This window comes from Streptomyces sp. NPDC093089, from assembly GCF_044754405.1.
In the GTDB taxonomy this organism is placed as follows: domain Bacteria; phylum Actinomycetota; class Actinomycetes; order Streptomycetales; family Streptomycetaceae; genus Streptomyces.
This window is the reverse complement of the sequence record NZ_JBIVPA010000009.1, coordinates 360063-378690: the sequence shown is the minus strand read 5'-3', so window position 1 is coordinate 378690 and position 18628 is coordinate 360063. Positions and strand designations below refer to the sequence as shown.

Genomic DNA, 18628 nt, shown 5'->3' with positions numbered 1-18628 from the left:
CCCCCCGACGGTCGTACGCGGGACATCACTCCTTCGGGCGCACGTGCCCGTTCGGATGCGGCCGGTTCAGCGACGCGGAACGCGCAGGGCGCCGAGCTCCTCGTTCAGGGTGTTCAGGAAGCGCAGGGCCACGGCCAGTTCGTCGGCGTCGAACCGCTCCCGCGTCCGCTCCGCGGCCTCCGCGAGCGGCATGAAGTAGCGCCGGGCGGCGGCCTTCGCCCCCTCCTCGTACCGCACGTGCACCACCCGGCGGTCCGCGCTCTCCCGCGACCTGCGGATGTGCCCGGCCTTCTCCAGCCGGTCGAGGCAGGCCGTCACCGCACCCGACGTCAGACCGAGATGCTCCCGCAGCCGCCCCGGGGTCAGCGGCTCGGGACTGTCCAGGACCACGGCCAGCGCCTGCACGTCCGTGGGATGCAGCCCCTGCGCCTGGGCGAAACCGTGCACCAGGCGGTTGATCTCGCCCTGCGTCCGGCGCAGCGCGACGGCGAAGCTCTGCAGGTCACCCGTCACGCCCCCGGGGGCGGCGGTAGCGTCTCGGTCTTCTTCGCTGGGCACGCGTCCAGCCTATAGACGTCGCTCCCGTGCATCCGCCCGAGCCGCGGACGGAGAAGAATCTCCATGGCACCGCCCCGCGCGGGGCGCCGCGACCACCTCGGGGACGGAACGGAGCACATTCCATGACGACGCATCCCAGAGGGCTCTGCCTGGTGACCGGCGCCGGCGGCTACATCGGTGGTCGCCTGGTGCCCGAGCTGCTCGGAGCCGGCCACCGCGTCCGCTGCCTCGCCCGCACCCCCGCCAACCTGCGGGACCACCCGTGGGCCGACCGGGTCGACGTGGTGCGGGGTGACGTGACCGACGCGGCGAGCCTGCGCCCCGCGTTCCGCGACGTGGAGGTGGCCTACTACCTGGTGCACTCCCTGGGGGCCGGGCACGGGTTCGAGGAGACCGACCGGCTCGCGGCCCGGACCTTCGCCGAGGAGGCCCGCGCGGCGGGGGTGCGCCGCATCGTCTACCTCGGCGGCCTCACGCCCGCCGGCGTCCCCGAACGGGAACTCTCCCCGCACCTGCGCTCGCGCGCCGAGGTCGGACGGATCCTCCTGGACTCCGGCGTCCCGACGACCGTGCTGCGGGCCGCCGTCGTCATCGGATCGGGCTCCGCCTCCTTCGAGATGCTCCGGTACCTCACCGAACGGCTTCCCGTGATGGTGACGCCGAGCTGGGTCGGCACCAGGGTCCAACCCATCGCCGTGCGCGACGTGCTGCGCTACCTGGTGGGCAGCGCCCGGATGCCTCCGGAGGTCAGCAGGGCGTTCGACATCGGCGGCCCCGACGTCCTCACCTACCGGGAGATGATGATCAGGTACGCGCGGGTCGCCGGACTGCCCCGGCGGATCATCGTGTCCGTCCCGATGCTCACCCCCCGCCTCTCCAGCCACTGGATCGGACTCGTCACCCCCGTGCCCGCGGCGCTGGCCCGCCCGCTCGCCGAGTCCCTGCGGGTCGAGGTCGTGTGCGCCGAGCACGACATCGCCGACCACGTCCCCGACCCGCCCGGCACCCCCGTGCCCTTCGACCGGGCCCTCACCCTCGCCCTCCAGCGGATCAGGGAGGCCGGCGTCACGACCCGCTGGTCCTCCGCCTCGCTGCCGGGCGCCCCCAGCGACCCGCTGCCCACCGACCCCGACTGGGCGGGCGGCAGCCTCTACACGGACGAACGGGAACGGACCGTCGAGGCCGGACCACGGGAACTGTGGCAGGTCATCGAGGGCATCGGCGGCGAGAACGGCTGGTACTCCTTCCCACTGGCCTGGGCCGTACGCGGCTGGTTCGACCGGCTCGCCGGAGGAGTGGGGCTGCGCCGGGGCCGCCGCGACGCCCAGCGGCTCCGGGTCGGCGACGCCCTCGACTTCTGGCGGGTCGAGGAGATCGAACGGGGCACCCTGCTCCGCCTGCGGGCCGAGATGCGCCTCCCCGGGCTGGCCTGGCTGGAGATGCGCGCCGAACCCGACGGCGCGGGCCGCACCCGCTACCGCCAGCGCGCCCTCTTCCACCCCCGGGGCCTCGCGGGGCAGTTGTACTGGTGGAGCGTCGCGCCCTTCCACGCCGTCGTCTTCGGCGGCATGGCGAGGAACATCGCGCGGACCGCCGAGAAGGCTGCGGAGAAGGCCGCGGAGCAGGGCACCGAGAAGGACCTCGCCACGGGTGCGGCGGCGGGGGCGGATTAGGGCGCGGGCGCCGGCCCGTGCCCGTCCGGTGGGTGACGGGCCTCCGCCGCCGGGGAGTCGCGTACTGCCGCATCCGAGTGACGGCCGGGGGCGGAAGGGGAGTGCAGCACACCAGCACGCACAGCACGTCAGCACACAACCCACCGGCTGCGCGCGGCCCCCGCGGCCCGCCCTCCCGGTGACCGATCCCCGGGAGTGGCGTCATGACCGTCTCCGTCGTCCTGTTCACGTCCGACCTGCGCCTGCACGACCACGCGCCCCTGCGTGCCGCCGCGGACGCGGCGGACGAGGTCGTGCCGCTGTTCGTGCGGGACCCCGCCGTGGACCGGGCGGGGTTCGCGGCGCCCAACCGGCTCGCCTTCCTCGCGGACTGCCTGGCCGACCTCGACGCCGGCCTGCAGGAGCGCGGCGGCCGGCTCCTCGTCCGCGCCGGCGACACCGTCACCGAGGTGTGCGCCATGGTGCGGCGGGCGGAGGCCGACGAGGTCCACATGGCCGCGGGGCACTCGGCGTTCGCGCGCGGCCGGGAGGCGCGGTTGCGGCGGTCCCTGGAATCCGTCGGGTGCCGCCTGTACGTCCACGACGCCGTGACCACCGTCGTACCGCCCGGCGACGTCACCCCGCAGGGCTCGGACCACTACGCCGTCTTCACCCCGTACTTCAGGCGCTGGTCGGCCGAACCGCTCAGGTCCCCCCTCGCGGCCCCGCGGGCGGTACGGGTGCCGGACGGACTGCGCTCCGAGGAGCTGCCCAAGCGCGCCTCGGTGGCGGACGTGTCCGAAGGCCTCGCCACGGGAGGGGAGTCGGAGGGACGCCGGAGGCTCGGGGCCTGGATGTCCCGGCACGCCGACGCCTACGAGACGGGCCACGACGACCTCGCGGGCGACGCGACCTCGCGTCTCTCCCCGTACTTCCACTTCGGCGCGGTCTCGGCGACCGAGGCCGTCCACCGGGCACGGGCCCGCGGCGGGGCGGGTGCCGAGGCCTTCGTACGGCAGCTCTGCTGGCGGGACTTCCACCAGCAGGTCCTCGCCGCGCGCCCCGAGACGGCCGTCGAGGACTACCGGCCGCGGCTCGACCACTGGCGGCGGGGTACGCGGGCGGAAGCCGACCTGCAGGCGTGGCGGGAGGGCCGGACGGGCTACCCCGTGGTGGACGCGGCCCTCCGCCAACTCGCCCACGAGGGCTGGATGCACAACCGTGGCCGGCTGCTCGCCGCCTCCTTCCTCTCCAAGACCCTCTACATCGACTGGCGGGAGGGGGCCCGCCACTTCCTGTCCCTCCTCGTGGACGGCGACGTCGCCAACAACCAGCTCAACTGGCAGTGGGTCGCCGGCACGGGCACCGACACCCGGCCCCATCGCGTCCTCAACCCCGTCCTCCAGGGCCGGCGGTACGACCCCGACGGCGCCTACGTCCGCCTCTGGGTCCCCGAGCTCACCGAACTGCCCGGCGCCTCGATCCACGAACCCTGGCGGCTGAAGGGCCTGGACCGCGCCTCGTACGACTACCCCGACCCGATCGTCGACCTCGCCGACGGCCTCGCCCGCTTCCGGCACGCGCGCGGCCGGGACTGACCTCCCGGCCGTGCTCGGGGTCGGGGCTGACCTCTGGCCGCGTGCGGGGCCGGGACTGACCTCCTGGCCGTGCGGGGCCGGGCCTGCGCCGTCGGGGATACGACGCACGAACGATGCGACTTGAGGTGCCCGCGCCCCCGGCCGGACGCTGGGCGGGCCGGGAGCACCGAGCTCCGGGAGGACGAGGAGCAGCCGCCATGACCACGACCACGTACCCGCTCGCCCGTCCGGTCTCCCCGCCGGTGCCCCCGCACGCCTCCCCGTCCCTCCCCACCCGCACCGTTCTTCCCACACACCACGGGCCCCAGTTCCCGCCCGTCTCCCCGGCCGCTTACGGCGCGGCCCGGCGCGGGGCCGGAACGACGGGGCGCGAGGTCGGGACCGCGGGGCACGAGGTAGGGACCGCGGGGGAGGCGGTCGGGGGCGCGGTCGGCGTGCTGTCCGACGAGGAGATCGGCCGGGGGCTAGTCCAGGGCGACGAGGAATGCCTCGTCCTCGCCCATCAGCGGTGGAGCCGGCTCATCCACACCCTGGCGGCCCGTGTCCTCGGCGACGCGCGCGAGGCCGAGGACGTCACCCAGCAGGTGTTCCTCGCCGCCTGGCGGGGACGTGCCGGGTACCGGCCCGAACGCGGACCCGTGCCCGCCTGGCTGGTCGGCATCGCCCGGCGCAAGACCGCCGACGCCCTCACCGCGCGGACGCGCCGACTGGACCTCGTCGCCGCGGCCGGCGCGGCCGTGCAGACCGCCGGCACCGAGCAGGGGGACCCCGAGCGGGTCCTCGACCGGATCGTCGTCACCCGCGAACTGGCGCGCCTGCCGCGCGACCAGCGCGACGTGCTGACCCTCGCGTTCTTCGGCGACCTCACCCAGGTGCAGATCGCCCACCGGACGGGCATGCCCCTGGGCACGGTCAAGAGCCACGCGCGCCGGGGCCTCCAACGCATGCGCCGGGGCCTGGTGGCAGAGGGCTGAGCATGCCGGGAGCGGATCCCGCCACCGTCCGGGTACGAGCCACCCGTACGCGCGCGCGTGCCGACTTCGGACCCCGACGCGTGCCCGTCCTCCTCCCCACACGCGTACGCGTGGCCGCTGTCCGTGTCCGTACGCGTGGCCCCCGTCCGTGTCCGTACGCGCACGCGTGGTGCCCGTCCGTGTCCGTGCGCGTACGCGTGGTCCCCGTCCGTATCCGAAGTCGCGCGAGTAGCCCGGGTCCCGTATCTGACGGGCCGTGCGACCTGGCAGACTGCGGCTCCCAGGCTCGACTCCCCGTGTGTGAGGGATCGCCCACGGCGGGGAGCGGTGAAGCGACGGATGGAGGCCTCATGGCGCAGCGGCCCGGTGACGCGGCCTGCACGGCCCGTACGAGCGGGGAACACCCCCTGCCGTCCGGGCGACGGGGGACCGGGACGGGCGCGCGATGACGGGATGCCGGACCCGCCGGGCCGAAGCGGGCAGCCTCGTCGTCCGCAGCGCGCCCGAGGCGCCCACCGCTGCCGTGCTGCTGCTCCACGGAGGCCGTGAGGACGGCCCGGAGCCGCCGCCGGCGCTCAACCTCCCCGCGCTGCGCATGCGCCCCTTCGTCGCCGCGGTCACACGTGCCGTCCGGGGCAGGGACGTCCTGGTCGCCGAGGTGCGGTACGGCCACCGGGGCTGGAACGGCGACCGCGCCGACGCCGCCCGGGACGCCGAGGCCGCCCTCGCCCGGCTGCGCGAGGAAGCGGGCCCGGTGCCCGTGGTCCTCGTCGGGCACTCCATGGGCGGGCGCGCCGCCCTCAGGACCGCCGGCGACCCTGCCGTCCGCGGTGTCGTGGCCCTCGCGCCCTGGTGCCCCGCCGGCGAACCCGTCGACCACCTCGGCGGCCGCCGGCTCTACCTCCTCCACGACGAGGCCGACCGCGTCACCTCCGCCCGCGAGTCCTGGGACTTCGTCCGCAGGGCGCGGGCGGCCGGCGCCGACGCGGCGGGCATCCCGATGCCGACCGGAGGCCACGCCATGCTCCGCGGCGCCGGCCTCTGGCACCGCCGCGCGGCCGAACTCACCGCCGCGCTGCTCTCCCACGGCTGAGGCCGCCGCCCTCGACGTTGCCCCCGCCGCCGCCCCCTACGCGGCCTTCGGCCGACACGGGGTCGCACGGCGTCACGGGGTCGCACGGGGCGGTCGCCGACTCGACGGGAGTCACGCCGTCCTGGCCGTCCTGGCCGTCCTAGCCGTCCTGGCAGGCGTCCTGGCGCGCGTACAGGAACACGTCCCGGTACCCGGGCGCGATCCGTACGCCGTCCCGCACGAGCCGTTCGCGCCGGAAGCCCGCGCGCTCGGCGGTGCGCACGGAGGCCGTGTTCCACGGTTCGACGTGCAGTTCGAGCCGGGTGAGCCCCCGGTCCCGCCGTGCCCAGTCGGCGACGGCCCGCAGCGCGGCGAGTGCGGCGCCGTGCCCCCGGCCCGACGCGGCGACCCAGTAGCCCACCGACGCGCGATCGGGCTCCGGCCTGCACCACAGTCCGACGTTGCCGACGGGCCGGCCGTCGGGGGCCACGATGACGAACGGGTACCCCGTTCCCGTGGTCGCCCGGCCCCACTGCCGCTCGACGAACGCGATCCCCTCCGGCTCGGTGTACGGCGACGGGACCGTCGTGATCAGCGGGATGTACTCGTCCGCCGCCGCCTCGCGCACGAGCGGCAGATCCGTGAGCCGCCAGGGCCGCAGCGTGAAGCCGCCGGCGGCGGCGAGCTCGGGGACGACGAGGGGGTGTTCCATCGGGCCATGGTGCCGGGGCGAGGGAGTGGACGCACTCGGATTCCGGGGGGGGGGGCGGGGGAGGCTCGGGGAGACCGGGCCGGATCGGCTGAGCCAGGGGCGGCCGTCGGGGGCTTCACCCGGCGTCGGAGGGGGACTCTGGCTCTGGCTGTGTTTGTGGTTGCGGCGCCGGATAGAGGCGGGCGAGGACCGTGAGCGCCTCGCGCAGGCCGGCCGGGCGCGGCATGCCCGCCGCCGTGTTGCGGCCGGCCCAGCCGGGGCCGGCGAGCACCACGAGGGGGCAGGTCCGGGCCCCTTTCACTCCGAACGCGCTGCCGGCGACGTGCCGGGCGAGCGCGTGGTGCGCCGTGGAGCGCGACTGCGACCACAGGACGACCGCCGCGGGCCCCATGCGCCGTACGGCCGCGTCGAGTGCCTCGGCGGGGACGGCGGCGCCGAACATCCGGGTCGGCAGGCCGAGTTCGCCCAGCCCCGCCGCCAGCGCCTCCAGCGGCAGGGTGTGCTGCTCGCCGGGGACGCACGCGAGGAGCACCGGCGGCCCGGCGGCCACGGGGCCGCGCCCGGGGCTCGCGGTCCGCCGGAGCACGGTCGACACGTGCCAGGACAGCAGGTGCTCCACCTCGACGTACCGGTCCCCGGAGGACTCCCACTTCCGCCCCACCGCGTGCAGCGTGGGCGCCATCACCTCTTCCCAGGCGGTGACGAGTCCGTGCTCCGCCACCACGTCCTGCAGCATCGTGTCCAGGGCCGGGCTGTCCAGCCGCACGGCGGCCCGTGCCAGCCCCCTGCACTCCCGGCGCACGTCGCCGAGCGGCAGGCCGTTGCCGGAACCGGGCTGCCGGGCGGGACGGCGAGCGGGTGCGTCGACCGGTGGCCCGTCCTGCCCTCCCTCCCGGTCGCGCCGGGCCTCCCGCGCCGCTTCCGCGGGCGGCACTCCCGAGGCCGTCAACCGGCACATCTCCTCCAGCATGGCGACATCAGCCGGAGTCCATCGCCGGTGCCTCCCACCTTCGCGTGTCGCGGGACCGATGCCGTAGCGCCGGTCCCAGGAACGCAGGGTGGTCGGCGACACCCCGAGGCGCCGTGCCACCGCACCGGTCGTGACGCCGTGCGTCGTATCGAACATCTTTCCATGATACGACGCACGAACGATGCGAGGGCGGATCTGCCTGGTTCGGGCGGCGGGCCTGTGGGTTCGGGCGGAGCCGCTCCCCGGTGTCAGCCGATCCGGGCGATCCTTTCGGCCGCGAGGAGGTCCGCGCAGGCTGCTCGGGTCGCGCGGTGGACCGCGCGGGCGAGGCGGGCGCCCCAGAGGGAGCGCGGGCCGGCGAAGACCTCGGCGTCGGGGCCGGTGGGGGAGGGGGCGGCGACGCAGACGGCGTCCGTGGGGGTGCCGGAGGCGTCGGCTCCGAGCTCGACGAGGGCTTGGGTCTTCGCCTCGGTGGCGGTGGCGACCGCGTTCACGAGGGCGGCGTCCGTGAGCGGTACGGGGAGCGACACGATGATGTTGATCGTCCCGGGGCGCGGGGGCGCGACGTCACCGGCCGCCGGTGCGGCGGCCCAGCCGCGTACCCCGATCCCGGCGGTCACCACGGCCTGCGCGCCGCCGTCCGCCGCGTGCCGCCGGTCCGCGACCGAGGCCGCCGTCATGAGGCCGACGCCGACACCTGCGAGCCCCGCGCCGGAGGCCAGGTCGCCGAGGTGGGCCACGGGGTCGAGCCGGTCGTAGCCGGGAGGTACCTGGGCGTTCAGGACCCACGCCCGTTCGCCGATGCCGCCGCCGAGGACGGCGCTCGACACCATCCGCACGCCCGGCCCCGGGGCCCAGACGAGGAGCGGCCACTCCTGCCCCTGCTCCGTGTGCGCGAGGAGTGCGGCGTCGGCCAGGGAACGGCTGGTGAGGAGGGTTCGCGGAAGCACCCCACACCCTAACGCGCGAGACCTGACCGGCCGGGGCCGGGCGCGGCCCGGTGGGGGAGGAGCGGCGCGGCGGTGCAGGGCGGCGTGGCCCGGTGGGGGAGAAGAGCGGCGTGGTACTGCCGGGTGCGCGCTCGGAAGGGAAGGGGCAGGAGGGCCGGGACGGGAGCCGGCCGTGCTGGACCGCCCGTACTCCCGCTTCGAACCTGCTGCGTGCGCCCAGCCGTTCCATCAGGTCGGTGGCGATGCGGCGTGCCGCGCTCCGACAGCCAGTTGACGTACTCGACTGTGTGCGGGCTGTTGCGGGCGCTGTCGAGGTAGATCGTCCGCATCCGGATCCTGCGCTTCAGCAGCGCCTTGATGAGCGGGCGGGCGGCCTCGACGGACTCCGGCGTGTGGGCGCTGTCGGGCGCGAAGGCCATCACCTCGTGGTCGTCTCACGGGTGAGGCGGGCCAGGCACTCCCGGATCTGGTCGAGGCCGACCAACTGCTGTACGCCGGGACTCGGCGCCTGCGGCCGCAGGCCGGCGAACCGGGTCTCTTCGGCCCCACCTCCGCCGCCGGTGTCACTCTCGCCACCGTGGGCTGCGCCTTCAGCCTGATCGCCGTACCCGTCTTCGCCGACACCACCGCGGAGGCCGCCGCCCTGGCCAGGGCTCAGGTCGGCGACAACGCCTGCTCGACGAACTCGCTCGGCGGCAGGAGCTTCATGACGAGCTGCAACACCTCGACCGGTACCGAGGCGGAGCCCTGCGCGCGGACTTCGTGAAGTGGGCCTGGAAGAACTCGGGCTTCAACATCAACGGGACGGACGCCCGGGCCTCCTCCTTCTGCTCCTGCGGTCAGGCCGACGGCACCCTGCACACCTCGTCCTCGTACCAGCCCCAGGTCGGAGACGCCGTGGTCTTCGAGTACGCCAACGGCTGGGCGCAGCACGTCGGCATGGTCACCGCGCTCTGGCCAACGGCGAGTGGCACGGCGATTACCTGTACCCGGACTCGGCGGACGACCCTGCCTCTGCGCTGGCGATCGTCGCCGATGCCGCGCAGGAGACCGTCACCGAGTGTCTGTGGCAGGCGTGGCCTCTGTGCGCCGAGCATGGCCTGGGCATGCATCCGCGGGATGCGGACGAGCAGCTGTCCTGGTGGTGCGCGGGAGAGCGGTTGAGTCGCGGCCCAGCCCGTATCCGTGCAGCCGTGCGCGCGCTCGACACCTTTGTCCGCCCGCCTCGCCCCCATCGCTAGAGGCGGCGGGCGAGTCGATGTCCCCTGCGCCACGGTCGTTGAACGCGACTTACGTGAAGAGGGCCGGGTCAGGTGTTGTGGTGACGCAGCACCTCGGCCGCACGGCCTTGTCCCATCGCATCTTCACCGGCTTTCGGTCATGACCACCCACGGCAACTGGAGCGACCGGGTCGCCGACGTCGCGGTGAGCGCCTCGCAGAAGCACGTCGGTTCCATCCCGGGCTCCATCGGCCAGCGCATCAATGCTTACGCCATCCCGCTCGGCGTGACCCCCGCCTCGTGCAGCAAGGGCGACCGCGACTTCACCGGTGACCTCAACGACGACCTGCTCGGCGTGAGCGCCAGCGACGACAGGCTCCGCACGTACGCCGGAAACGGCGACTTCGCCTCGCACGAGGTCGGTTCCGGCTGGGGCGGCATGAGCCACCTCGTCCGACCCTGCACACACCCACACCCGGGAAGCCGCCCCGCTGCACAGGCCGGGTGGCTCCCGTCGTCCCGCCGTACGGCTCGACGTGTACGTGGTCCGCCCGTCCCGGAAGAGCCCCTGCGGGGCAGCCCTCAGGGGAGCGGGGCCGTCGTCGTCGGCCAGGTCTCGCGGGTCACGAGGTCGAGGACGAGTGCCGCGATGTTCCACGCGTCGTCCTCGCCGCGGTGGTGGCGGCCTTCGAGGGGCAGGCCGGCGATGCGCAGGGCGTGGGCCATGCCGGGCTTCTTGCGGAGCTCGTGGGCGTCGGTGAACACGGCCTTGGCATTGGTGTGGGTGCGGTCCGTCGGGTACCCGAAGGGGTAGGGGACCCCGTCGGCCTGGCACTGCCGGGCGAACTGCCGGCGGTCGTACTCGCCCCAGCTGGCCCAGGGACGTACCCCGGCCTCGTACTCGTCGGCGAGGATCCGGCATGCCTCGGCGAAGGTGACGCCCTGGTCCACCTCTGCCTGGGTCAGGCCGGTCAGTTCGGTGCAGAAGTCGCTCACCGCCGACCGCGCCGGGCGGACCAGGATGCGGTGGCGGGACACGCGTCGGCGGGCCGGCACGTCCACGACGGTGAGGCCGATCTCGATGATCTCGTTGACGGACCCGGGCGGCGGTTGTCCGTTCCAGCAGGTGGCTTCCACGTCGATGACGTTCAGTAGGGCGGATTTATGGTGCATGGGGGTGAGGGTAGGGGGGTGGGTCGATGGCGGCACCCGAGTTTCCGGCTGCCTCATCGCCACCATCAACGACCTTTGTACGCAAGGGCTTTATGTCTTTCTGCCGGCGCGCTTCCTGGGAATCCCCACCCGGCCTCGATGTCCCGCACCTGATGCTGTGGGATGGCGGTGTGGTGAGGCGCAAGAAGGTGAGGAAGCAGCGACCGTCCTTCGGTGTTCCGGCGGAGATTCTTCTGATGGTCACGTCCACGGGTTGGGTTTCCAGCTTCCGCACCGTGGAGGGTGGGCTGGTGTGCGGGCGCCTGGACCTGCCGGTCCATGCCGACCCGCAGGACGCGCGGGACCGGGCGGCCGCGAATGTGGCGGCAGTCACGCGCGCCGTCCATGGGTTCGACGTCGAGGTGACGTGGGAGGAGCCGCTGGAGCCTTGGGCCTGGAACGCCCGGGTGGCTCGCGTGGCGGCGAAGGGGTCGCCTCCGGAGGAGAACTGACGGTGGGGAGGGGGATCGACGCCTGTGTGCGCGAGGAAGACCGGCTCTTCGGCACGGGATGTTCCAGGTGGAGAGGATCGGCTGCCTGTCCCCGTTGGTCAGGACGTCGAGGGCGCCCGGGTGGGTGGCTTCCGCGGGAACGGCGGGTGTCGGATGTCGGATCACGGGGACGGATTCCGGCCGGTTTCCCGATGTTCCTGACGGCCCCGCGGTCAGTGGGTAGCGTCTGCGATCAGATCCGGCTGCGGTGTGAGATCGGCCGGGCGGTCGTGAACACAGAGAGCGAGTACTGATGTTGACTGTGGAGACGTCTCTGAAGGAGGCGATGACCTCGATCGAGGGGAGTCTGGGGGTGGCGCTCGTCGACTACACGAGCGGCATGGCTCTGGGGACGCTGGGTGGAGGCAAGAACCTCGACCTGTCGGTGGCCGCGGCGGGGAACACCGACGTGATCCGCGCGAAGGTCCGCGCGATGGAGCTGCTGGACCTCAAGGAAGACATCGAGGACGTGCTGATCACCCTCGGGAGCCAGTACCACCTCATCCGGCTGCTGCGCGGTCGTGGGGGCAACGGTCTGTTCCTGTACCTCGTGCTGGACAAGGCGAGGGCGAATCTGGCCATGGCCAGGCACCAGCTGAAGCGCATAGAAGCGGAACTGGAGCTCTAGTCCTTCTCCCTTGTTCCCGGCTTCGTGCGCCCATGAGTTGAAAGATTCTTCAACTCGACACATCTAAAAGTGATCAGCCGGGGCGTGCCGGAGCCGGGAGGCAGGAGAATGACAGGAGCTGGGCATCGAGAAACCGGCAGGTCTGGCCGGTAGCCCTTGGATTCGTCGTACCCGGGCGGGAGTGTTGTCGCATGCAGGTGCCGCTGTACCAGGCCAAGGCGGAGTTCTTCCGCATGCTCGGACACCCCGCCCGGATCCGCGTACTCGAACTGCTCCAGAACGGCCCGGTACCCGTACGCGAGCTTCTGAACGAGATAGACATCGAGCCGTCCAACCTGTCCCAGCAGCTCGCCGTTCTCCGCCGGTCCGGCATTGTCGTCTCCGTCCGTGACGGTTCGACCGTCAGTTACGCACTCGCCGGCGGCGACGTGGCGGACCTGCTGCGCGCCGCGCGGCGCATCCTCACCGAAATGCTCTCCGGACAGAGCGAGTTGCTTGCCGAACTCCGGGACACCGACACCGCGGTGCAGGCGAGTCCGCCCCGGCGATGACGGGGCCGCCGGTCGGCGTCGGGCCGTGCCCGCCGACGCACACTGCGGGTCCGACGGCCGCCTGACGGAGCTGCCGCACTGCTGCCAGGCTGCACCGTACGACCGCTGCACCGCACGGCCGCTTTCCCGCACGCCCCGAGACCGTCGATGCGTGAGCTGGTCCAGCTTCGAAGACGCGCCGGATTCCTCATGTTCCTCGGCCAGGCCGGACTCACCGACCTCCAGCGCACCGGGGCGCTGTCGGTCCGGGGGAGGCGCACCGGAGACGCGGGGAGTGCACGGAGGCGTTCGCCGACTTCGACCGGGCGATCGAACTGACGCCGAGCGCGTCATGGCCGTACACGGGGCAGGCGGCGACCCACCACGATCTCGGCTCCTTCGACCGGGCTCAGGGGGGGCACGACCGGGCTGGCCCTGGAGCCGGATTACGTGTGGGCCCTCGTGAGGCGCTCGCGGCTCCGGCGCGCGCTGGGCGACGCCGACGCCGACGCCGACGCCGACGGCGAGGTCGAGGTCGAGGTCGAGGTCGTGGACCTGGACCGGGCGCAGGCCCTGTCCCTGGACGATCCGTGGCTGGTGGGCGGGGCGAGACACCGCGGGAGTGCGGTCGATACGCGGAGGGGCGTGGCCCAGTACGACCGCGCCGCCCCGGAGCTCGATCCCGATCACACCTGGGCGCTCGGCAGCCGCGCCCCCGCCCAGCACGCCCTGGGCCGTGGCTACCTCGCGCTCACGGACCTGGACCGGGCGCTCGGCATAGATCCGGAGTACGGCAGGACCCGGGCGCGGGCGCGGCGGGCGGAGATCGTGGCCGTGACCACCGCCGAGGGCCGCCACCTTGCTGTGATCGAGGCGCCGGCGGACCCGAAGGGCGATTTCGGAGAGCGGTGCACACCGTAGTCAGCGGTGGCGAGCGGCGTTCGCGCTGCTCGGACGCGGGGCCGAGAGAGTGATGGTGGCTCGCCAGGATCGGTGCCGTGCATCCGGATGCCGGCGCGCGGAGAAGAGCTACTGGAGAAGAGCTCGTAGAAAGGTGAACGTCGCCCGCCGCGGACGTGTGGCCCGGCTGAGGGCCGGGCAGTCGCTGTGCACGTCATCCGCCGGTCCCCGAGGAGGCAGCCATGGCCCGTTCACGGGCAATGCAGGGACGTACCGCAGTCGTCACGGGAGCCGCCCGAGGCTTGGGCGCGGGCCTGGCTCTGCGGCTCGCCGAACGAGGGATGAAGGTGGCCCTGCTCGGCAGGGAGGCCGCCACGCTGGAAGCCGTGGCCAGGACCCTGCCCACCGAGAGTCACGTCGTCGAGGTCGACGTCACCGACGACGAGACCATGCGCCGCGCCTCCGACGACGTGGCCCGGCACCTCGGCACCCCCTCGGTCGTCATCGCCAACGCCGGCGTCGCCGAGGGCGGCCCCTTCGAGACATCCGATCCGGAGACGTGGCGGCGCGTCATCGAGGTCAACCTCGTCGGGAGCGCCGTCACCGCGCGCTCCTTCCTCCCAGGTCTGCGGACCACACGGGGGTACTTCCTCCAGGTCGCCTCCACGGCTGCGTTCGGCGCGGCCCCCATGATGAGCGCGTACTGCGCGTCCAAGGCCGGCGCGGAGGCCTTCGCGCGTTCCCTGCGCGCCGAAGTGGCCCACCAGGGCGTCGCCGTGGGTGTGGTGTACCTGCACTGGACCGACACCGACATGGTCCGCGACGTCGACCGCCACACGGTCCTGCGGGAGCTGCGCGGGCACATGCCCGCTCCCGCCCGCCGCGTGTACTCGGTGGACCGGGTCTCGGACTGGATCGCCCGCGGCGTGGACCGTCGTGCGGCGTCCGTCTACGCGCCGCCGTGGCTCAGGCTCGCCCAGGCCGGGCGCCCGATCTTCCCTCTCTTCGTCGAATTCGTGTCGCGGCGGGACCTGCCGCGCCTGATGCGCGAGTACGCCTTCGACCAGACCGGTCTTCTCGGCCACGGCGGCCGCATCGAGGAGGCGAAGCTCGGCCGCGCGGTTACCGCCCCCGGCCCCACGGCTCCCGCGAGCGACGGACCCGAGCGGGCGTGAGCCCCGCTCGGGTCGGTGTCCCGCTCGGGTCGGTGTCCCGGTCGGTGTCCCGGTCGGTGTCCCGGTCGGTGTCCCGACCAGGACGGACGGCTTCGTGCTGGTCGACGTGCTGGTCGCCGGAGCGCGCCGTTGGTGGTCAGCCGCCGTGGTCGGTGCCTCCGCTACGGGTCACGTCCTCGAACATCGAGTGCCGTGGAAGGGCGTCTCGGTGCGCGGATAGCCTGCCCCGACAGGGGAGGTTCCATTGTTGAGCGAGAGCGACGCGCGCATCCTGGCCCAGGGACTCATCGGCGAGCACGTGACCGTCACCTTGGTGAAGCAGCGGCACGGCAAGTTCTACGTCTTCTACGCCGCCGCCGACGGGGATGAGGGCGGGGCGGTCACACCAAACCTGCCAGGTTGGCGCGCGGGCGTCAGGAATCCATCGCAGCTCGGTCGGACTCGCTGCGAAGAACGCAGAATTCATTGCCTTCGGGGTCGGCAAGGACTGCCCAGCCAGTCCCATCGTGATTCCGGCGATCGGCGACCAGGGTGGCACCGAGGCCGAGCGGCCGTTCCACCTCCTGCTCGCGCGATGCCTCAGGGCGCAAACACAGATGGATCCGGTTCTTGATCTTCTTGGACTCGGGCACCTGGTTGAAGTACAGCACCGGGCCCTCCACCCCCAGACGCCACCGAGTTGCGCTCCGCCTTCGCGCACACAGCTCAGGCACGGCAGCACTTTCGATACACGCTTTAGCTCCGGCAGGGCAGGAAACGCCATGAGCTCGTCGAAGAGTTCGCGGTTCTGGAGGCAGGGGTAGAGCCGGCCGATCATGCGGTGGAAGACGTCGTGCTGGGCGGTCGCGTGCCAGTCGCCCTCTTCGTGGCACCAGCGCACCCCGCGGGCCTCGGTCTTTCCAGGAGCGCGGAAGCGGGTGCGCGCATCCCGAAGGGGCTTTCACGGAGAAGGGTCTGTATCAGGAGGCGATCCGCCTCAGCCTGCGGAGGAGGTCCTGCCGATGACCGGAGCGAGGACGCTCGTCGTGGGAGCGACGGGGATGATCGGGGGTCTGGCCGCGCGGATGGCGGCCGGGCGGGGTGCCTCGCTCGCCTTGGCCGGTCGTGACGGCGAGCGGCTGGTGGAGCGGTCACGGCGGCTGGGCGACTGCCCGTACCGCGCCTTCGACGCCTATGACCTGGACGGATGTGCCGCCCTGGCGCCGTGGGCGTCGAAGGTGCTCGGAGGACTGGACGCCGTCGTCGTCGCCATCGGCGTCGCGGGATTCGGCCGTGCCGAGCACGTCGGCGAGGCGGCGGCCGAGCACCTCATGACCGTCAACGCCCTGGCACCCATGGCCGTCGTACGAGGGGCCCTGCCGGTCCTGGAGGCGGCAGGGGCCGTCGTGGTCGTCACCGGGATCGTCGTGGACAAGCCGCCGTTGGAGACCGCCGACTACGCGGCGTCGAAGACGGCGCTCGCCGCCTGGCTCGGTGTGGTGCGGCGTGAACAGCGCAGACGGGGGGTCCGCGTCGTCGACGTCCGCATGCCGCACCTCGACGGCGGGTTCGCCGACCGGGCGGTGACCGGCAGTCCGCCGAGGATGCCGCCTGGTGAGGACCCGGCCCGGGCGGTGGAGGAGTACGTGCTGGGGCCGCTCGACACGGCAGGGGCGCGTGATTCCTGAGGGACCGGCCCGCAGAAGCGGTTTCGAATTTCCCGACATCGGCTGCATCCGGATCGGCGCCGGGGGAGAAGTCTCCACGGAGCCTCCGTCGTACCCCCCCCGAGCGGCGGAGGCTCCGCACGTCGAGCCGGCCCCCGGCGCGGTCGGCGCGCGCCCCTGCCGGCCCCGGCCTCCCGCCCCTGGCAGTCCGGCTTCCGGCCCCTGCCAGTCCGGCTTCCCGCCCCCGCTCCGCGTCACCCCGCCAGCATCGTGTCCAGCGTCATGAACGGGTCCGTGAGCCTGGCCAGGCCGTACGCCTGGTCGTACGCACCGTCGCCGATCTGTCGACGCGCCGACTGCTCGGCGTGCTGCCGCAGGGGCTTCAGTTCGGGGGTGCCACGCTGGGGGTGCCCGACCATCTCCCAGAACACCTGGCCGGCTCCGTAAGCGACCGCCGCGTCCTCGCCCCGCTCCAGCGCCGCGAGGGCGACCGCGAGCAGGTCGAGGCCCAGGCCCAGGCCGAAGGCGTCGCCGATCCGGCGCTTGTCGCGCAGCATGGCGCGCGCGTGCGAGGCGGCGTCGGCCGCGCGTTGCTCCTGGAGCGCTATCACGGCCAGTTGGTACTCGGTGTAGGAGCGGGTCCAGTGCTCTCCCGCCGATACGGAGTCGTTCCGCAGCGCCTCGGCCTCGGCGCGTCCCGTACGCAGGGATCCGGAGGCCGTCAGCGCGAACACGCGCACGAGGCGGCACCGCGCCGCCGCGGGAGCCGCGCAGCCCTTTCGCGCCAGGGCGCGGTCGGCGACGGCGAGCGCGTCCAGGGGTTCGCCGCGCAGCAGCATCACGAGCCCGCGCAGGTAGGCGGCGTCCGCGAGCAGTGTCGTGTCAGCCGCGCGGAACGCCTCCTCGTCCGCCCTCCCCGCCAGGCGTGCGGCGGTGTCGTAGGCGCCCTGGAGGCACCGGACCACGCCGAGCGCCCAGTACAGCTTCGCCGTGACCGCCGGGGGGCCGGCGACGAGCCGCAGGCACTTCTCCAGGTAGTGCGACGCCTCGTGCAGATGGCCGGAACACGCCCAGAAGAAGCCGACGGCGCCGGCCAGTTCCGCGGCCTTCCGGGGGTCGGTCGCCAGGAGGTGTTCCAGCGCCGCGCACAAGTCGCCGTAACAGGAGTTCAACTGCGTGAACGTCGCGGACTGCTCCGGTCCCCACCAGGAGCGCTCGGCGGCCAGGGCGAGTTCGCGGAAGTGCAGGGCGTGGCGGTCGGCCGTCGGGCGGGCCTCGCCGAGCTCCGCCAGCCACAGGGCCCCGTACTCGCGCACCGTGTCGTAGACGTGCACCCGGCCGTCGGACAAGGTGACGACGCTCTTGCGGGCCAGTCCTTCGAGGGCCTCGGCCAGCGCCGGGTCGGTCAGGGGGCCGCCGCGGCAGACCTGGGTCACGTCGTCCACCGTGGCACCGGAACGGAACACCGACATGCGGGCCCACAGGAGGCGTTCGAGGGGCGCGCACAGCTCGTGGCTCCACCCGATGGTGGTCCGCAGCGCACGGTGACGGGCGGGCCGGACGCGGCTGTCGCCGCTTTCGCCGAGGGCGAGTCTGCCGCGCAGGAGCCCGGCCATCGAGCCCACCGACTGCCCGGGCAGGCGCGCGGCGGCCAGCTCCAGCGCCAGGGGCACCCCCTCCAATCGGCGGCACACCTCGGCGGCGGCCACGAACTCCTCGGGGCGCGTCCACCGCACCCCCGCGGACGCCGCGCGGGCGACGAACAGCTCCATCGCCTCGGAGTCGGGGGCAAGGGGACCGACGTGCAGCAGGGCCTCACCGTCCAGGCCCAGCGGTTCGCGGCTGGTCGCGAGCACCACGAGCCCGGGGCAGCGCCCCAGGAGCGCCCGCACCAGTTCGGCGCACGGCTCGACGAGGTGCTCGCACGAGTCCAGGACCAGCAGGGTGGGGCGGTTGCCGATCCAGCCGGCCAGCGTGTCCACCGGGCCGTGGGGCGAATGGTCCGACAGGCCACAGGCGTCGGCGATCAGCGGGGTGAGCAGCGTCGGGGTGCTCAGCGACCACAGGGGAACCCAGTGCACGCCGGCGAACAGGTCGGGCCCGTACTCCTCGGCGACCCGCGCGGCGAGCCGCGACTTCCCGATGCCGCCCGTCCCCGTCAGCGTCACGAGGCGCTCGGTGCCCAACAGGGACACCAGGTCCTCGACCGCCTTCTCCCGCCCGACGAACGGCCCGCTCCCCGGCGGTGCCCAGCTCTCCATCCCCGCATTGTGGGGGAGGCCCGGCAGGCGCCGGACCGCCGGCGTTTCGGATGCGTTCTTTTCGGCCCTTTCCCTTCGA

19 protein-coding genes are annotated in these 18628 nt (G+C 73.5%); 11 read left to right on the top strand and 8 right to left on the bottom strand.

The window, feature by feature from the left end; genetic code table 11:
- Nucleotides 1–66: 66 nt before the first annotated feature.
- Nucleotides 67–558: a MarR family winged helix-turn-helix transcriptional regulator gene (locus ACIQFX_RS23200; protein ID WP_376485526.1), complete on the bottom strand. Its 492-nt coding sequence runs from the start codon at nt 556–558 to the stop codon at nt 67–69.
- Nucleotides 559–680: 122 nt separating this feature from the next.
- On the opposite strand from ACIQFX_RS23200, the gene ACIQFX_RS23195 reads away from it, so the two are divergent.
- From ACIQFX_RS23195 to ACIQFX_RS23180, 4 genes are all read left to right on the top strand, one after another.
- Nucleotides 681–2231 (top strand): SDR family oxidoreductase, encoded by a 1551-nt coding sequence (locus ACIQFX_RS23195; protein WP_402466447.1) that lies wholly within the window; start codon nt 681–683, stop codon nt 2229–2231.
- 203 nt (nt 2232–2434) lie between these two features.
- Nucleotides 2435–3808, top strand: coding sequence for a cryptochrome/photolyase family protein (locus tag ACIQFX_RS23190; RefSeq protein ID WP_402466444.1), 1374 nt, complete (start codon nt 2435–2437; stop codon nt 3806–3808).
- Nucleotides 3809–4005: 197 nt separating this feature from the next.
- The gene (locus ACIQFX_RS23185; RefSeq protein WP_402466442.1) at nt 4006–4782 is read left to right on the top strand and encodes an RNA polymerase sigma factor; all 777 of its coding nucleotides are present in this window, start codon (nt 4006–4008) and stop codon (nt 4780–4782) included.
- 445 nt (nt 4783–5227) lie between these two features.
- Nucleotides 5228–5875: an alpha/beta fold hydrolase gene (locus tag ACIQFX_RS23180; RefSeq protein WP_402466439.1), complete on the top strand. Its 648-nt coding sequence runs from the start codon at nt 5228–5230 to the stop codon at nt 5873–5875.
- Between the two features lie 139 nt (nt 5876–6014).
- Here the strand turns inward: ACIQFX_RS23180 and ACIQFX_RS23175 are convergent, their stop codons facing one another.
- The 3 genes from ACIQFX_RS23175 to ACIQFX_RS23165 form a co-directional block, all read right to left on the bottom strand.
- Nucleotides 6015–6566, bottom strand: coding sequence for a GNAT family N-acetyltransferase (locus ACIQFX_RS23175; protein WP_402466436.1), 552 nt, complete (start codon nt 6564–6566; stop codon nt 6015–6017).
- A 115-nt stretch (nt 6567–6681) separates the two neighbouring features.
- Nucleotides 6682–7692 (bottom strand): MerR family transcriptional regulator, encoded by a 1011-nt coding sequence (locus ACIQFX_RS23170; protein ID WP_402466434.1) that lies wholly within the window; start codon nt 7690–7692, stop codon nt 6682–6684.
- A 92-nt stretch (nt 7693–7784) separates the two neighbouring features.
- A complete protein-coding gene (locus tag ACIQFX_RS23165) occupies nt 7785–8486 on the bottom strand; it encodes an adenosylcobinamide amidohydrolase (protein WP_402466432.1) in 702 nt (233 codons plus the stop codon).
- A 577-nt stretch (nt 8487–9063) separates the two neighbouring features.
- Between ACIQFX_RS23165 and ACIQFX_RS23160 the strand changes: the two genes are divergently transcribed.
- Nucleotides 9064–9252, top strand: coding sequence for a hypothetical protein (locus ACIQFX_RS23160; RefSeq protein ID WP_402466430.1), 189 nt, complete (start codon nt 9064–9066; stop codon nt 9250–9252).
- Nucleotides 9253–9325: 73 nt separating this feature from the next.
- Here the strand turns inward: ACIQFX_RS23160 and ACIQFX_RS23155 are convergent, their stop codons facing one another.
- Complete coding sequence (locus ACIQFX_RS23155) at nt 9326–9460, bottom strand: hypothetical protein (RefSeq protein WP_402466427.1); 135 nt, start codon at nt 9458–9460, stop codon at nt 9326–9328.
- An 828-nt stretch (nt 9461–10288) separates the two neighbouring features.
- Nucleotides 10289–10879: an exonuclease domain-containing protein gene (locus ACIQFX_RS23150; protein ID WP_402466425.1), complete on the bottom strand. Its 591-nt coding sequence runs from the start codon at nt 10877–10879 to the stop codon at nt 10289–10291.
- Nucleotides 10880–10905: 26 nt separating this feature from the next.
- On the opposite strand from ACIQFX_RS23150, the gene ACIQFX_RS23145 reads away from it, so the two are divergent.
- The 5 genes from ACIQFX_RS23145 to ACIQFX_RS23125 all read left to right on the top strand — a co-directional run bounded on the left by ACIQFX_RS23145 (nt 10906) and on the right by ACIQFX_RS23125 (nt 14642).
- On the top strand, nt 10906–11370 hold the full coding sequence (locus tag ACIQFX_RS23145) for a hypothetical protein (protein ID WP_402466422.1): 465 nt from the start codon (nt 10906–10908) through the stop codon (nt 11368–11370).
- Between the two features lie 292 nt (nt 11371–11662).
- Nucleotides 11663–12037 (top strand): hypothetical protein, encoded by a 375-nt coding sequence (locus ACIQFX_RS23140; RefSeq protein WP_402466420.1) that lies wholly within the window; start codon nt 11663–11665, stop codon nt 12035–12037.
- 191 nt (nt 12038–12228) lie between these two features.
- Nucleotides 12229–12588 (top strand): ArsR/SmtB family transcription factor, encoded by a 360-nt coding sequence (locus tag ACIQFX_RS23135; RefSeq protein ID WP_402466417.1) that lies wholly within the window; start codon nt 12229–12231, stop codon nt 12586–12588.
- A gap of 429 nt (nt 12589–13017) precedes the next feature.
- The gene (locus ACIQFX_RS23130; RefSeq protein WP_402466415.1) at nt 13018–13488 is read left to right on the top strand and encodes a hypothetical protein; all 471 of its coding nucleotides are present in this window, start codon (nt 13018–13020) and stop codon (nt 13486–13488) included.
- A 221-nt stretch (nt 13489–13709) separates the two neighbouring features.
- Nucleotides 13710–14642, top strand: coding sequence for an SDR family oxidoreductase (locus ACIQFX_RS23125; protein ID WP_402466412.1), 933 nt, complete (start codon nt 13710–13712; stop codon nt 14640–14642).
- A gap of 413 nt (nt 14643–15055) precedes the next feature.
- Here the strand turns inward: ACIQFX_RS23125 and ACIQFX_RS23120 are convergent, their stop codons facing one another.
- Entirely contained in the window at nt 15056–15355 is a 300-nt protein-coding gene (locus ACIQFX_RS23120) for a VOC family protein (protein ID WP_402466409.1), read from the bottom strand.
- Nucleotides 15356–15643: 288 nt separating this feature from the next.
- On the opposite strand from ACIQFX_RS23120, the gene ACIQFX_RS23115 reads away from it, so the two are divergent.
- Nucleotides 15644–16309: an SDR family NAD(P)-dependent oxidoreductase gene (locus ACIQFX_RS23115; protein ID WP_402466407.1), complete on the top strand. Its 666-nt coding sequence runs from the start codon at nt 15644–15646 to the stop codon at nt 16307–16309.
- A gap of 233 nt (nt 16310–16542) precedes the next feature.
- Here ACIQFX_RS23115 and ACIQFX_RS23110 read toward each other — a convergent pair whose 3' ends face one another.
- Nucleotides 16543–18549, bottom strand: coding sequence for an ATP-binding protein (locus ACIQFX_RS23110; protein WP_402466405.1), 2007 nt, complete (start codon nt 18547–18549; stop codon nt 16543–16545).
- Nucleotides 18550–18628 lie beyond the last annotated feature (79 nt).

What these genes read in the sequence shown, in the direction of transcription:
- ACIQFX_RS23195 (WP_402466447.1), top strand. Translation starts at nt 681, where the DNA reads ATGACGACGCATCCCAGAGGGCTCTGCCTGGTGACCGGCGCCGGCGGC.
- ACIQFX_RS23190 (WP_402466444.1), top strand. Translation starts at nt 2,435, where the DNA reads ATGACCGTCTCCGTCGTCCTGTTCACGTCCGACCTGCGCCTGCACGAC.
- ACIQFX_RS23185 (WP_402466442.1), top strand. Translation starts at nt 4,006, where the DNA reads ATGACCACGACCACGTACCCGCTCGCCCGTCCGGTCTCCCCGCCGGTG.
- ACIQFX_RS23180 (WP_402466439.1), top strand. Translation starts at nt 5,228, where the DNA reads ATGACGGGATGCCGGACCCGCCGGGCCGAAGCGGGCAGCCTCGTCGTC.
- ACIQFX_RS23175 (WP_402466436.1), bottom strand. Translation starts at nt 6,566, where the DNA reads ATGGAACACCCCCTCGTCGTCCCCGAGCTCGCCGCCGCCGGCGGCTTC.
- ACIQFX_RS23170 (WP_402466434.1), bottom strand. Translation starts at nt 7,692, where the DNA reads ATGTTCGATACGACGCACGGCGTCACGACCGGTGCGGTGGCACGGCGC.
- ACIQFX_RS23150 (WP_402466425.1), bottom strand. Translation starts at nt 10,879, where the DNA reads ATGCACCATAAATCCGCCCTACTGAACGTCATCGACGTGGAAGCCACC.
- ACIQFX_RS23145 (WP_402466422.1), top strand. Translation starts at nt 10,906, where the DNA reads ATGGCGGCACCCGAGTTTCCGGCTGCCTCATCGCCACCATCAACGACC.
- ACIQFX_RS23140 (WP_402466420.1), top strand. Translation starts at nt 11,663, where the DNA reads ATGTTGACTGTGGAGACGTCTCTGAAGGAGGCGATGACCTCGATCGAG.
- ACIQFX_RS23135 (WP_402466417.1), top strand. Translation starts at nt 12,229, where the DNA reads ATGCAGGTGCCGCTGTACCAGGCCAAGGCGGAGTTCTTCCGCATGCTC.
- ACIQFX_RS23125 (WP_402466412.1), top strand. Translation starts at nt 13,710, where the DNA reads ATGGCCCGTTCACGGGCAATGCAGGGACGTACCGCAGTCGTCACGGGA.
- ACIQFX_RS23115 (WP_402466407.1), top strand. Translation starts at nt 15,644, where the DNA reads ATGACCGGAGCGAGGACGCTCGTCGTGGGAGCGACGGGGATGATCGGG.
- ACIQFX_RS23110 (WP_402466405.1), bottom strand. Translation starts at nt 18,549, where the DNA reads ATGGAGAGCTGGGCACCGCCGGGGAGCGGGCCGTTCGTCGGGCGGGAG.